The organism is Pseudomonas sp. zbq_18 (assembly GCF_043102245.1).
In the GTDB taxonomy this organism is placed as follows: domain Bacteria; phylum Pseudomonadota; class Gammaproteobacteria; order Pseudomonadales; family Pseudomonadaceae; genus Aquipseudomonas.
Window position 1 is genome coordinate 113,390 of record NZ_JBICIT010000009.1, and the last position, 13,143, is coordinate 126,532.

10 protein-coding genes are annotated in these 13,143 nt (G+C 64.5%); 8 read left to right on the plus strand and 2 right to left on the minus strand.

The features are described 5' to 3' along the window. Positions 1-183 precede the first annotated feature (183 nt). Both ACF8C6_RS07980 and ACF8C6_RS07985 read left to right on the plus strand, forming a co-directional pair. Complete coding sequence (locus ACF8C6_RS07980) at positions 184-2,478, plus strand: TonB-dependent hemoglobin/transferrin/lactoferrin family receptor (protein WP_392498786.1); 2,295 nt, start codon at positions 184-186, stop codon at positions 2,476-2,478. Between the two features lie 73 nt (positions 2,479-2,551). After that, the gene (locus tag ACF8C6_RS07985) at positions 2,552-2,869 is read left to right on the plus strand and encodes a Rieske (2Fe-2S) protein (protein ID WP_392498787.1); all 318 of its coding nucleotides are present in this window, start codon (positions 2,552-2,554) and stop codon (positions 2,867-2,869) included. Positions 2,870-2,901: 32 nt separating this feature from the next. Here ACF8C6_RS07985 and sfsA read toward each other — a convergent pair whose 3' ends face one another. Next, complete coding sequence (gene sfsA, locus ACF8C6_RS07990) at positions 2,902-3,606, minus strand: DNA/RNA nuclease SfsA (RefSeq protein WP_392498788.1); 705 nt, start codon at positions 3,604-3,606, stop codon at positions 2,902-2,904. Beyond that, entirely contained in the window at positions 3,596-4,777 is a 1,182-nt protein-coding gene (locus ACF8C6_RS07995) for a pyridoxal phosphate-dependent aminotransferase (RefSeq protein ID WP_392498789.1), read from the minus strand. The genes sfsA and ACF8C6_RS07995 overlap by 11 nt, the downstream gene beginning before the upstream one ends. A gap of 184 nt (positions 4,778-4,961) precedes the next feature. Here ACF8C6_RS07995 and dksA point away from each other — a divergent pair, with 184 nt between their 5' ends. From dksA to ACF8C6_RS08025, 6 genes are all read left to right on the plus strand, one after another. Beyond that, positions 4,962-5,405: an RNA polymerase-binding protein DksA gene (gene dksA / locus ACF8C6_RS08000; protein ID WP_277688392.1), complete on the plus strand. Its 444-nt coding sequence runs from the start codon at positions 4,962-4,964 to the stop codon at positions 5,403-5,405. Positions 5,406-5,498: 93 nt separating this feature from the next. Next, positions 5,499-6,386 (plus strand): tRNA glutamyl-Q(34) synthetase GluQRS, encoded by an 888-nt coding sequence (gene gluQRS / locus ACF8C6_RS08005; protein WP_392498790.1) that lies wholly within the window; start codon positions 5,499-5,501, stop codon positions 6,384-6,386. A 74-nt stretch (positions 6,387-6,460) separates the two neighbouring features. Next, a complete protein-coding gene (locus tag ACF8C6_RS08010) occupies positions 6,461-6,637 on the plus strand; it encodes a hypothetical protein (RefSeq protein ID WP_277688390.1) in 177 nt (58 codons plus the stop codon). Beyond that, a complete protein-coding gene (locus ACF8C6_RS08015; RefSeq protein WP_392498791.1) occupies positions 6,621-9,575 on the plus strand; it encodes a sensor histidine kinase in 2,955 nt (984 codons plus the stop codon). Before ACF8C6_RS08010 ends, ACF8C6_RS08015 begins: the two co-directional genes overlap by 17 nt. Positions 9,576-9,640: 65 nt before the next feature. Continuing rightward, a complete protein-coding gene (locus ACF8C6_RS08020) occupies positions 9,641-11,065 on the plus strand; it encodes a sigma-54-dependent transcriptional regulator (RefSeq protein WP_392498792.1) in 1,425 nt (474 codons plus the stop codon). Positions 11,066-11,738: 673 nt separating this feature from the next. Next, the gene (locus ACF8C6_RS08025; RefSeq protein ID WP_392498793.1) at positions 11,739-13,142 is read left to right on the plus strand and encodes a polynucleotide adenylyltransferase PcnB; all 1,404 of its coding nucleotides are present in this window, start codon (positions 11,739-11,741) and stop codon (positions 13,140-13,142) included. The last annotated feature ends 1 nt before the right edge of the window (position 13,143 follow it).

A 13,143-nucleotide genomic window follows, 5' to 3' on the forward strand; every position in this document is an offset into this window, starting at 1 on the left:
AAACACCCCCCACCCCGACGCGGGGAGCAAGGCGCCTCACATGAAGCGAGTCGGCGCAGCCTACCCAAAAGAAAATGAATTTCCAATGCTTTCAAGAATTATTTGCATTTGAGAACTTGATTCAAGTAACGTGCGCCCCGCCAATTCAACCGGCCCCCAGAGCCGTATCGCGGGAGTAATGCCATGACCACACCACCCTTCGCCCTGCGCCCATGGATGGCGCTCGTGTTGCTCAGCCCATCGCTGGCGCTGGCCCAGGACGCCGAGACCAGCAGCGTCGCCACCGAACTCGCCGCCACCCGGGTGGTGAGCCAGCACAGCGAACCCACACTGCCCACCACCAGCGAAACCAGCGCCGCAACCCTCGAACAACGGCAGATCCGCAGCTTCGACGACCTCGGCCGCCGCGCCGAGCCCGGGGTGAACTACAGCCGCAGCAGTGAGAGCATCAACATCCGTGGCCTGGACCGCGACCGCGTGCTCACGACCATCGACGGCATCCGCGTGCCGTGGCTGACCGACGGCGCACGCAGCCAGGGCCCGACCGGCGGCGCACAAGGCGGGCTCGACTCGATCGACTTCAACGGCTTGTCCGCGGTGGACATCGTGCGCGGCGCCAACTCCAGCGTGGTGGGCTCCGGTGCGCTGGGCGGCGCGGTGCAACTGCGCACCCTCAACCCGGAAGATCTGCTGCGCGAAGGCAAGGACTTCGGCAGTCTGGTGAAAACCGATTACGACAGCGCCGACCACAGCTGGGGCCTGAACGGCGCCCTCGCCGGCCGTTACCAGGACACTTCCTGGCTATTGCAAGCCGGCCAGCGCCAGGGCCACGAACTGGAGAGCGGCGGTAGCGACAACAGCTACGGCACCAGCCGCACCGAGGCCAACCCGGCCGATACCGAGCAGCAGAGCCTGCTGGTCAAGCTGCAGCAGCGCTTCGACGGCGGCCACAAGCTCGGCTTCACCGGCGAACTCTTCGAGCGCGAGAACGACATCGACAGCCGCACCGGCCAGGGCAGCACCTACCTGCTGGGCGAAAACAGCACCACCGAGCATGTGAAGCGCCAGCGCCTGTCGGTCGACTACGCCTTCCGCAGCGAGAGCGACGACAACCTGATCGACAGCGCCAACGCCATCGCCTACTGGCAGAAGCTGCGCCGCCATGACGACCAGAACGGCATCCGCACCGTCAGCGATTCGCGCGCGGCGATTCCGGACTTCGTCTTCGGCCCCGCCGGCAACCCCTACAAGTACCCGAGCGGCGCCTTCGGCCGCGACAACCAGATCGAGAAGGAGCTGTACGGCGTTTCCGGCGACATCGGCAAGAGCTTCACCATCGCCGGCTTGCCGAACAGCCTGACCCTGGGCGGCGAGCTGTACCAGGTCAACACCGAACAGCTCTCCGAGGGCTACGACAACTGCCCGGCCGTGCTGAACGAGCTGATGGGCCCGAGCGCCTGCAGCTTCCTGCATACCAACCAGGCCGACATGCCCAAGGCCGAAGGCACCCTGTGGGCGCTCTACGCCAGCAACGAGATCAGCTTCGCAAATGGTCTGGTCAAGCTCACCCCGGGCCTGCGCTACGACCACTACGAGCAGGACCCACAGGCCACCAGCGACTTCGCCCACAACATCAACCCGGCCAACGACCAGACCCTGGAAACCAGCTCGGACCACAAGCTGTCCGGCAGTCTGCTGCTGACCTGGCAGGCGGCTGAGCAGGTCATGCTGTATGCCCAGTGGGCGCAGGGCTTCAAGGCGCCGGACGCCACCCAGCTGTACATGAACTACGGCGCCGAAGGCAGCTACCTGCGCCTGGGCAATGCCGACCTCAAGCCGGAAGAAAGCAATGGCTACGAGATCGGTGCGCAACTGGGCGACGAGAAACTGGGCGGCTCGATCAGCCTGTTCGACAACCACTACAAAAACTTCATCGACGACGACGTGGCGGTGAGCGCCGCCGACCTCGCCGCCATCGGCCTGGACACAGCCGACTACCCCTACGGCGTGACCCGCACCGAGAACCGCGCCAAGGTGCAGATCTACGGTGCCGAGCTGGCCGCGCACTGGGAGTTAGCCCCGCACTGGCAGGTCTGGGGCTCGGTGGCCTGGGCCAACGGCGAGGATCGTCAGACCAACCAGCGTCTGAGCTCGGTCGCACCGATCAGCAGCCTGCTCGGCCTCAGCTACGAGCATGACCAGTACGGTGCCGACCTGATGCTGCGCGCCGCCACCGCCCGCGACAAGGTGGAAACCGACGGCGACTTCAAGGCCCCCGGCTACGGCGTGGTGGACCTCACCGGCTGGTGGCAACCCGCCGAGCTGAAGGGCGTCAAGCTGCAGGCCGGCCTGTTCAACGCCTTCGACAAGCAATACTGGAACGCGCTCAACGTGCCCACCGGCACCCTGGCGCAACCGGACGACTACTACAGCGAAGTCGGACGCAACTTCCGCGTTTCCGCCTCCTGGCAGTACTGAGCAAGACCCTGGCGCAAGGATGCGCCCCCGCTCACCTTGAGGGATAATCCGCCGCCTGTTGCTGGAGGTAGCGATGATCCTTCTTTGCGCCCCGGATGCGCTGGCCGAAGGCCAGAGCCGGGGCTTCTCCCTCGATGATTTACAGGTGCTCGCGGTTCGCCGCGCGGGCCAGGTCTACGTGTACCGTAATCGCTGCCCGCACCGGGACCTGAACCTGGAGTGGCGCGCCGACGACTTCCTCGACGCCAGCGGCAGCCTGCTGCAGTGCAGCCACCATGGCGCGCTGTTCCTGATCGAGAGCGGCGAGTGCGTGACCGGCCCCTGCGCCGGACAATCCTTGCAGTCCGTGCACTGCCGGGAAGACAGCGGCGGTATCTGGATCGAGCCCTAGGCTGGATCGCCGCGCGACCAGCAAAGCCGTGCCTACTCCAGCACGTCCAGACGCCTCAGCAGACGCACTTCCTCGGGCGTGATATCGACGCCATAGGCCAGTACCTCGACCCCCGCCGCCTTCGCTTCGCGCAGGGCGGCCGCGTAGGCCGGGTCGATCTCCTCGGCGGCGCGTACCGCTTCGATACCGTTGAGGTTGACGCAATACACCAGCACCGCGCGCATGCCCTGCCGTGCCAGCGCCGCCAGCTCGCGCAAGTGCTTGGCGCCACGCGTGGTCACCGCATCGGGGAAGGCCGCTACCGGCGAGCCGGCAAAGCCCAGGGTCACGCTCTTCACTTCGACAAAGACAGACTCGCCTGGGTAATCGAGGCGAAAATCCGCCCGGCTGTTCTCCTCGCCATAACGCACCTCGCGCTTGAGCTCGGTGAAACCGGCCAGCTCGCCGATCACCCCGGCGCGCAGGGCCTCTTCCACCAGGCCATTGGCGCGACCGGTATTCAGACAGGCCAGGCGCCCATGCGGAGTCTCGCCCAGTTCCCAGGTGCCCTTGAGCTTGCGCTTGGGATCGTCACTGCGGCTGAACCAGACCCGCCCACCCGGGTTCAGGCAGTTGAGCATCGAGCCGGTATTGGGACAGTGAATGGTCAGTGGCCCGCTCGCCGTCTCGATATCGGCGAAGAAACGCTTGTAGCGCTTGACCAGGCGCCCTTCTTCCAGCGGCGGGTCAAAGCGCATCGGGCCTCCAGGTCTTGAGACCTCGGGCGATGCGCTCGACAGCCTGCCCCAGCCGCTCCAGGTTCTGCGTGTAGGCGAAGCGCACATGGTGACCGGCCAGATGGCGACCGAAGTCCAGCCCCGGGGTGAAGGCCACGTGCTCGGTTTCGATGAAGTGCCGGCAGAAGGCAAAGGCATCGCCGCCGAAAGCCGAGATATCGGCATATAGATAGAAGGCGCCCTCCGGCTCCACGGCGATGCCGAAGCCCAGCTCGCGCAGTGCCGGCAACAGGTAGTCGCGGCGGCGCTGGAACGCGTGACGACGCTCTTCGAGGATGGCCAGGGTTGCCGGTTCGAAACAGGCCAGCGCGGCATACTGGGCCATGCTCGGCGCACTGATGTAGAGATTCTGCGCCAGCTTTTCCAGCTCCGGCACCGCGTTTTCCGGCGCCACCAGCCAGCCCAGGCGCCAGCCGGTCATGCCGAAATACTTGGAAAAACTGTTGAGCACGAAGGCCTCGTCATCCACCTCCAGCACGCTGGCGGCATCGCAACCGTAGGTCAGGCCATGGTAGATCTCGTCCACCACCAGATGACCACCGCGTTGCCTGAGGCTGGCCGACAGCGCCGCCAGTTCATCGCGGTGCAACAGGGTGCCGGTAGGGTTGGCCGGCGAGGCGACCAGGGCGCCGACGCTGTCGCCATCCCAGTGACGCTCGACCAGCTGTGGCGTCAGCTGGTAACGGCTTTCCGGGCCGACCGGCACCAGCTGGGCGGCGCCCTCGACCAGGCGCAGGAAGTGGCGGTTGCAGGGGTAGCCTGGATCGGCCAGCAGCCAGTGCTTGCCGGGGTCGACCAGCAGGCTCGATGCCAGCAGCAGGGCGCCGGAGCCACCCGGGGTGATCAGGATGCGCTCGGGGTCGACAGTCACCGCGTAGCGGCTGGCGTAGAAGTCGGCGATGGCCTGGCGCAACGGCGGAATGCCCCGCGCCGCGGTGTAACGGGTATGCCCGGCCGCCAGCGCCGCCTGCCCGGCCTGGACGATGGGCGCGGCGGTGGTGAAGTCCGGCTCGCCGATCTCCAGGTGGATCACATCGTGACCGGCCGCCTGCAGTTCGTTGGCCCTGGCCAGCAGGGCCATGACGTGGAAAGGTTCGATGGCGCGACTGCGCCCGCTGTAGGGCTGGGCCATGGGCCTTCCTTAATCTGCGAAATGGGAGGATTCTACCTAACTGCCCATCAGGCATGACAACCGGGAGTAGCGTCGTCGGAATCGATCTGGTAAGTTCGCCCGCTTGCAGCCGCAGGGCCGGCGCATTTGCTGGCAAAGGAACAGATCCTGCGCAATGGATCAGAAGAGTGAGAGGCGGTCATCCATGCCCACCAAAGCAAAACAGAACGGCAGTCAGCTGATTCGTGGCTTCGAACCCTATAAAGAGAAAAAGGGCGAGGAGTACATGAGCGATCCGATGCGAGCTCACTTCACCGGCATCCTCAACAAGTGGAAGCTGGAGCTGATGCAGGAAGTGGATCGCACCGTGCACCACATGCAGGACGAAGCCGCCAACTTCCCGGATCCGGCCGACCGTGCCAGCCAGGAAGAAGAGTTCAGCCTGGAACTGCGTGCCCGCGACCGCGAGCGCAAGCTGATCAAGAAGATCGACGAAACGCTGCAACTGATCGAAGACAACGAATACGGCTGGTGCGACTCCTGCGGCGTTGAAATCGGCATCCGCCGCCTGGAAGCCCGCCCGACCGCCACCCTGTGCATCGACTGCAAGACCCTGGCGGAAATCAAGGAAAAGCAGCTCGGTTCCTGATCGGAACAGCTGTAACGAAACGGGGCGCTCAGGCGCCCCGTTTGCATTTTGGGGGCTGGCAATCGCGATCAGCAGTCGATAGCCTCGCGCCTCATGAACGGCTCTTCCTACATCGGGCGCTTTGCCCCCACCCCCAGCGGTTATCTGCATTTCGGCTCACTGGTAGCCGCCCTCGCCTCCTACCTGGATGCCCGCAGTGTTGGCGGCCAGTGGCTGCTGCGCATGGAAGACCTCGACCCGCCACGGGAAGTCCCCGGCGCCCAGGACGCCATCCTGCGCAGCCTGGAAACCTACGGTTTCGAGTGGGACGGCCAGCTGATACGCCAGAGCGAACGCCACAGCGAATACGCCGCGCTGATCCAGCGCCTGCTCGGCCAGGGCCTGGCCTACGCCTGCACCTGTTCGCGCAAGCAACTGGAAGGTAGCGGCGGCATCTACCCTGGTACCTGTCGCAACCTCTGCCACCCCGACCATGACGCCGCCATCCGCCTGCGCGTACCGGAGCTGGAATACCGATTCGTCGACCGGGTGCAGGGCGAGTTTCGTCAGCACTTGGGCCGCGAAGTCGGCGACTTCGTCATCCGCCGCCGCGATGGCCTGTTCGCCTACCAACTGGCCGTGGTGCTGGACGATGCCTGGCAAGGTGTCACCGATATCGTGCGCGGCGCCGACCTGCTCGACTCGACCCCACGCCAGCTGTACCTGCAGGAACTGCTCGGCCTGCCGCAGCCGCGTTACCTGCATGTCCCACTGATCATCCAGCCGGATGGCCACAAGCTGGGCAAGAGTTACCGCTCGCCGCCGCTACCGGCCGACCAGGCCGCACCGCTGCTCAACCGCGCCTTGCGCGCCCTCGGCCAGCAGCCGCCTGCCGACCTGAGCCAGAGCCGCCCACAGGAGGTGCTGGCCTGGGGGATAACCCACTGGGACGCCACGCGTATACCGCGCAGCCGCACCCTGGCCGAGGCGCAACTGCGCTGATGCGGTCAAGACTCGCCAAGCCAGGGCTCAACGCTTATAACTGACAGCTTGCTGCCTGAGGCTTGTCGCTCAATATGTACATCTATCGACTGGTGCTGATCCTGGTGGTCGGCATCTACCTGTTCTCCCCCGCCATCATGGACTGGTGGATCGACCCGAGTGGCGCCTGGTATCGGCCCTACCTGCTGTGGCTGATCCTCATCGTGGTTACCTTGATCCTGCAGAGTCACCGCGATGCCGATGAGCTTTGATCTCAGCCAGCTGATCCTGATCAGCTGCGCCTACCTGCTGGTGCTGTTCGGCGTGGCCTGGGTCAGCGAGAAGGGCCTGATCCCGCGCTGGATCATCCGCCACCCACTGACCTACACCCTGTCGCTGGGCGTTTACGCCAGCGCCTGGGCCTTCTACGGCACGGTGGGCCTGGCCTACCAGTACGGCTTCGGCTTCCTCGCCAGTTATCTGGGCGTGACGGGCGCCTTCCTGCTCGCTCCGGTGCTGCTCTACCCGATCCTACGCATCACCCGTACCTATCAGCTGTCGTCGCTGGCCGACCTGTTCGCCTTTCGCTTTCGCAGCACCTGGGCCGGTGTGCTCACCACACTGTTCATGCTGGTCGGCCTGCTGCCACTGCTGGCGTTGCAGATCCAGGCGGTGGCCGACTCCATCGGCATCCTCACCCGCGAACCGTTGCAGGACCGCTTCGCCCTCGGCTTCTGCGCGCTGATCACTCTGTTCACCATCCTCTTCGGCGCCCGCCACATCGCCACCCGCGAGAAACACGAGGGTCTGGTGTTCGCCATCGCCTTCGAATCGGTGGTCAAGCTGGTCGCCCTCGGTGGTATCGGGCTGTACGCCCTGTACGGTGTATTCGGCGGCCCCACCGAGCTGGAGCAATGGCTGCAACAGAACCAGCACGCACTCAGCAACCTGCACACGCCCCTCCAGGAAGGCCCCTGGCGCACCTTGCTGTTGGTGTTTTTCGCCTCGGCCATTGTCATGCCGCACATGTACCACATGACCTTCACCGAGAACCTCAACCCGCGTGCCATCGTCAGCGCCAGCTGGGGCCTGCCTCTGCTCCTGCTGCTGTTCAGCCTGGCGGTGCCGCTGATCCTCTGGGCCAGCCTCAAGCTCGGCACCACCACCAACCCCGAATACTTCACCCTGGGCCTGGGCCTGGCTGTGGGCGACAGCCGCCTGGCCTTGCTCGCCTATGTCGGCGGCCTGTCGGCTTCCAGCGGCCTGATCATCGTCAGCACCCTGGCGCTCTCCGGCATGGCCCTCAACCACCTGGTGCTGCCGCTCTATCAGCCGCCAGCCGAGGGCAATATCTATCGCTGGCTGAAATGGACACGCCGCGGCCTGATCCTCGCCATCATCGCCGCCGCCTATGGCTTCTACCTGCTGCTCGGTGCCGAACAGGACCTGGCCAACCTCGGCATCGTCGCCTTCGTCGCCACCCTGCAATTCCTCCCCGGTGCCCTGTCGGTGCTGTACTGGCCGGCCGCCAATCGCCGTGGCTTCATCGCCGGCCTGCTGACCGGCATCGTCGTGTGGACGCTGAGCATGCTGATTCCACTGGTCAGCAACCTGGAAGGCATGCACCTGCCCTGGTTCGACATCATCTACGTGCTGGACGAGAACAGCTGGCACTACGCGGCCGTCGGCTCGCTGGCGGCCAACGTCCTGGTGTTCACCCTGGTCTCACTGTTCAGCGAGATCAGTGACGAGGAGAAGAGCGCCGCCGAGGCCTGCACCGTCGACAACATCCGCCGCCCGCAGCGCCGTGAACTGGTGGCCGGCTCGCCCCAGGAATTCGCCAGCGAGCTGGCCAAGCCGCTCGGCGCGGTGACCGCGCAGAAGGAAGTGGAGCGCGCCCTGCGTGACCTGCACCTGCCGTTCGACGAGCATCGGCCCTACGCCCTGCGCCGCCTGCGCGACCGTATCGAGGCCAATCTGTCGGGCCTGATGGGCCCGAGCGTGGCCCAGGACATGGTCGAGACCTTCCTGCCCTACAAGGCCGGCAGCGAGGCCTATGTCAGCGAGGACATCCACTTCATCGAGAGCCGCCTGGAAGACTACCAGTCGCGCCTCACCGGCCTGGCCGCCGAGCTCGACGCCTTGCGCCGCTTCCATCGCCAGACCCTGCAAGACCTGCCCATGGGCGTGTGCTCGCTGGCCAAGGATCAGGAGGTGCTGATGTGGAACCGCGCCCTGGAAGAACTCACCGGCGTGGCCGCGCAGCACGTGGTGGGTTCGCGCCTGGCCAGCCTGGACGAGCCCTGGCGCGGCCTGCTGCAGGGCTTCATCGAGCAAGGCGAGGAGCACCAGCACAAGCAGCACCTGGCCGTGGACGGCGAAGTGCGCTGGCTCAACCTGCACAAGGCCGCCATCGACGAGCCCCTGGCGCCGGGCAACAGCGGCCTGGTACTGCTGATCGAGGATGTGACCGAGACCCGCGTGCTGGAAGACCAGCTGGTGCATGCCGAGCGCCTGGCCAGCATCGGCCGCCTGGCCGCCGGGGTCGCCCACGAGATCGGCAACCCGGTCACCGGCATCGCCTGCCTGGCGCAGAACCTGCGCGAGGATCGCGAGGAAGACGAAGAGATGGTCGAGCTGAGCGGACAGATCCTGCAGCAGACCAAACGCATCTCGCGCATCGTCCAGTCACTGATGAACTTTGCCCACGCCGGTCAGCAGGAGCAGGCCGAATACCCGGTGAGCCTGGCCGAGGCCGCACAGGATGCCATTGGCCTGCTGTCGCTCAACCGCAACGCCAACGAGGTGCAGTTCTTCAACCTGTGCGACCCGGAACACCTGGCCAAGGGCGACCCACAGCGCCTGGCCCAGGTACTGATCAACCTGCTGTCCAATGCCCGCGACGCCTCACCGCCCGGTGGCGCCATCCGTGTGCGCAGCGAGGCTTCGCAACAGAGCGTGGAACTGATCGTCGAGGATGAAGGCCCGGGCATCCCCCAAGCCATCATGGATCGTCTGTTCGAGCCGTTCTTCACCACCAAGGACCCCGGCAAAGGCACCGGTTTGGGACTCGCGCTGGTCTATTCGATCGTGGAAGAGCATTATGGGCAGATAACCATCGACAGCCCGGCCGACCCACAAGGCCATCACGGAACCCGTTTCCGCGTGACCCTGCCGCGCTATGTCGAAGCGACGTCCGAAGCGACCTGAGTAGTGACCTATGAATCCGCGCCGCTTCAACAGGCCCGGAATCTGAGACCGTCGAGAGAGAGTCAATGCCGCATATCCTCATCGTCGAAGACGAAACCATCATCCGCTCCGCCCTGCGCCGTTTGCTCGAGCGCAACCAGTATCAGGTCAGCGAGGCCGGTTCCGTGCAGGAGGCTCAGGAGCGCTTCAGCATTCCCAGCTTCGACCTGGTGGTGAGCGACCTGCGCCTGCCTGGCGCGCCCGGTACCGAGCTGATCAAGCTGGCCCAGGGCATCCCGGTGCTGATCATGACCAGCTACGCCAGCCTGCGCTCGGCAGTGGACTCGATGAAGATGGGTGCGGTCGACTACATCGCCAAACCCTTCGACCACGACGAGATGCTCCAGGCCGTGGCGCGCATCCTGCGTGATTTCCAGGAAGCGCGTCGCAACCCGCCCAGCGAAGCGCCGAGCAAAGCCGCCGGCAAAGCCAATGGCAGCGCCGCCGAGGGCGAGATCGGCATCATCGGCTCCTGCGCCGCCATGCAGGACCTGTACAGCAAGATCCGCAAGGTTTCCCCGACCGACTCCAATGTCTTGATCCAGGGCGAGTCCGGTACCGGCAAGGAGCTGGTCGCCCGTGCCCTGCACAACCTGTCCAAGCGCGCCAAGGCGCCGCTGATCTCGGTGAACTGCGCGGCCATTCCGGAAACCCTGATCGAGTCGGAACTGTTCGGCCATGAAAAAGGCGCGTTCACCGGCGCCAGCGCCGGCCGTGCCGGCCTGGTGGAAGCAGCGGATGGCGGCACCCTGTTTCTCGACGAAATCGGCGAACTGCCGCTGGAAGCACAGGCCCGCTTGCTGCGCGTGCTGCAGGAAGGCGAGATCCGCCGGGTCGGCTCGGTACAGTCGCAGAAGGTCGATGTGCGCCTGATCGCCGCCACCCACCGCGACCTGAAAACACTGGCCAAGACCGGCCAGTTCCGCGAAGACCTCTATTACCGCCTGCACGTCATCGCCCTCAAGCTGCCGCCGCTGCGCGAACGTGGTGCCGACGTCAACGAAATCGCCCACGCCTTCCTCGCCCGCCAATGCACCCGAATGGGGCGTGAGGAGCTGCGCTTCGCCCACGACGCCGAGCAGGCGATCCGCCACTATCCCTGGCCAGGTAACGTGCGCGAGCTGGAAAACGCCATCGAGCGCTCGGTGATTCTCTGTGAAGGCACGGAAATCTCCGCTGAGCTGCTGGGCATCGACATCGAACTGGATGATCTGGACGACGAGGACTACAGCGCCTCCGGCAGCGCATCCGGCTCCAGCAACAACAACCACGAGCCAACCGAAGATCTATCGCTGGAAGACTATTTCCAGCACTTCGTGCTCGAGCACCAGGATCACATGACCGAGACCGAACTGGCGCGCAAGCTGGGCATCAGCCGCAAGTGCCTGTGGGAGCGTCGCCAGCGCCTGGGCATTCCACGGCGCAAGAGCGGAGCCGCGACCGGGTCCTGACAGAAAGGCAAGTGACAAAGGCGAGCGACAAAGGTTCCGCATTTGTTACCCCTACAAATATCGCGTAACAAAAGCCGGGTTCATCGGTAACGAGAACCCGGCTTTTTTCTGCCCACCCTTAGCGCCAGATATCCGTAACCCATTGAAAATAAAGGAATCCAAAAAACTGGCACGGCTTCTGCTTTATCTCTGGCACAACAACAATAACAACGCTCGAAAACTCCATAACAAAAACAACATAGAACGACTCCAGCACAACAAAAACAACAACGCGGAGGCGCAGCTAACTGATTCTTTTGGAGAGGATTTGCCTTAAGAGACTCGTCTCACGGCCAGGTCGAGAACAACAAAAACTGCACTCCAAAGCAGCACCTACCCTGGTTGGATCACGGAAAGATCAAGGCAGCATCAGCATCCAAAGCAATCCGTTTGCTACTGGTACCCGGATGGGGTTACCAACAACGAGCCGAAAACAAAAACAACAGGCTCGCATCAATAACAAAAACAAAGCACGCACCTATTTGGGGGGGAGCTTCGGCTCCCCCTGTAGCTTAAGCCCCCTCGCCATCCCCAGCCTGCCTTTACCCTCATTTTCTCTCCCGATGCTAGAATCCGCGCCATTCCTGTGGCTGATGGCATTCCCGGCCGCCTATTCCTGCAAACAGTGCCCCCCATGCTGAAAAAGCTGTTCAAGTCATTTCGTTCGCCACTCAAGCGCGCCCAGCGCCCGCGCAGTACTCCGGAAGTCCTGGGGCCGCGCCAGCACTCACTGCAGCGCGGCCAGTTCAGCCGTAATGCCGTCAGTGTGGTCGAGCGCCTGCAGAAGGCCGGCTACCAGGCCTACCTGGTCGGCGGATGCGTTCGCGATCTGTTGATCGGCGTGCAACCCAAGGATTTCGATGTCGCCACCAGCGCCACGCCCGAACAGGTCCGCGCCGAGTTCCGCAATGCACGCGTCATCGGTCGCCGCTTCAAGCTGGCCCACGTGCACTTCGGTCGCGAGATCATTGAGGTCGCCACCTTCCGCAGCAACCACCCGCAAGGCGACGACGAGGAAGACAGCCATCTGGCCGCACGCCACGAAAGCGGGCGCATCCTGCGAGACAACGTCTACGGCACCCAGGAAAGCGATGCCCAGCGCCGTGACTTCACCATCAACGCCCTGTATTTCGACGTGACCGGCGAGCGCGTACTCGATTACGCCCACGGCGTGCACGACATCCGCAACCGCCTGATTCGTCTGATCGGCGACCCCGAGCAACGCTATCTTGAAGATCCGGTTCGCATGCTGCGCGCCGTCCGCTTCGCCGCCAAGCTCGATTTCGACATCGAACAACACAGCGCCGCGCCCATCCGCCGTCTGGCCCCCATGCTGCGCGACATACCTGCCGCGCGCCTGTTCGACGAAGTGCTCAAGCTGTTTCTGGCCGGCTATGCCGAGTACACCTTCGAACTGCTGGTCGAGTACGACCTGTTCGCCCCGCTGTTCCCCGCCAGCGCCAGGGCACTGGAACAGAACCCCGACTACACCGCAAAGCTGATCCGCCAGGCCCTGGCCAACACCGACGAACGCATCGCTCTGGGCAAACCGGTCACCCCAGCCTTCCTCTTTGCCGCACTGCTCTGGCCGGCCATCCCGGCCCGCGCTGCCCAACTGCAGGCACGCGGCATGCCGCCGATCCCGGCCATGCAGGAAGCCGCACACGACCTGATCAGCGAGCAGTGCAAGCGCATAGCCGTACCCAAGCGCTTCACCCTGCCGATCCGCGAAATCTGGGACATGCAGGAGCGCCTGCCTCGGCGCCAGGGTAAACGTGCTGACCAGCTGCTGGAGAATCCTCGTTTCCGCGCCGGTTACGACTTCCTTCTGCTGCGCGAAGAAGCGGGTGAACAGACCGGCGGCCTTGGCGACTGGTGGACCGAGTATCAGGACGCCAGCGACAGCGAGCGCCGCGCCATGATCCGCGACCTCAGCAATCGTCCTGCGGAGACCGGCGAAGCGCCGGCCCGCAAGCGCCGCCGTGGCGGACGCAATCGCAACCGCAAACCTCGCGACGATACTCCAGCAGGCGAATAGG

Coding starts and splice junctions, on each gene's coding strand:
- ACF8C6_RS07980 (WP_392498786.1), top strand. CDS start 184: ATGACCACACCACCCTTCGCCCTGCGCCCATGGATGGCGCTCGTGTTG.
- ACF8C6_RS07985 (WP_392498787.1), top strand. CDS start 2,552: ATGATCCTTCTTTGCGCCCCGGATGCGCTGGCCGAAGGCCAGAGCCGG.
- sfsA (WP_392498788.1), bottom strand. CDS start 3,606: ATGCGCTTTGACCCGCCGCTGGAAGAAGGGCGCCTGGTCAAGCGCTAC.
- ACF8C6_RS07995 (WP_392498789.1), bottom strand. CDS start 4,777: ATGGCCCAGCCCTACAGCGGGCGCAGTCGCGCCATCGAACCTTTCCAC.
- dksA (WP_277688392.1), top strand. CDS start 4,962: ATGCCCACCAAAGCAAAACAGAACGGCAGTCAGCTGATTCGTGGCTTC.
- gluQRS (WP_392498790.1), top strand. CDS start 5,499: ATGAACGGCTCTTCCTACATCGGGCGCTTTGCCCCCACCCCCAGCGGT.
- ACF8C6_RS08010 (WP_277688390.1), top strand. CDS start 6,461: ATGTACATCTATCGACTGGTGCTGATCCTGGTGGTCGGCATCTACCTG.
- ACF8C6_RS08015 (WP_392498791.1), top strand. CDS start 6,621: ATGCCGATGAGCTTTGATCTCAGCCAGCTGATCCTGATCAGCTGCGCC.
- ACF8C6_RS08020 (WP_392498792.1), top strand. CDS start 9,641: ATGCCGCATATCCTCATCGTCGAAGACGAAACCATCATCCGCTCCGCC.
- ACF8C6_RS08025 (WP_392498793.1), top strand. CDS start 11,739: ATGCTGAAAAAGCTGTTCAAGTCATTTCGTTCGCCACTCAAGCGCGCC.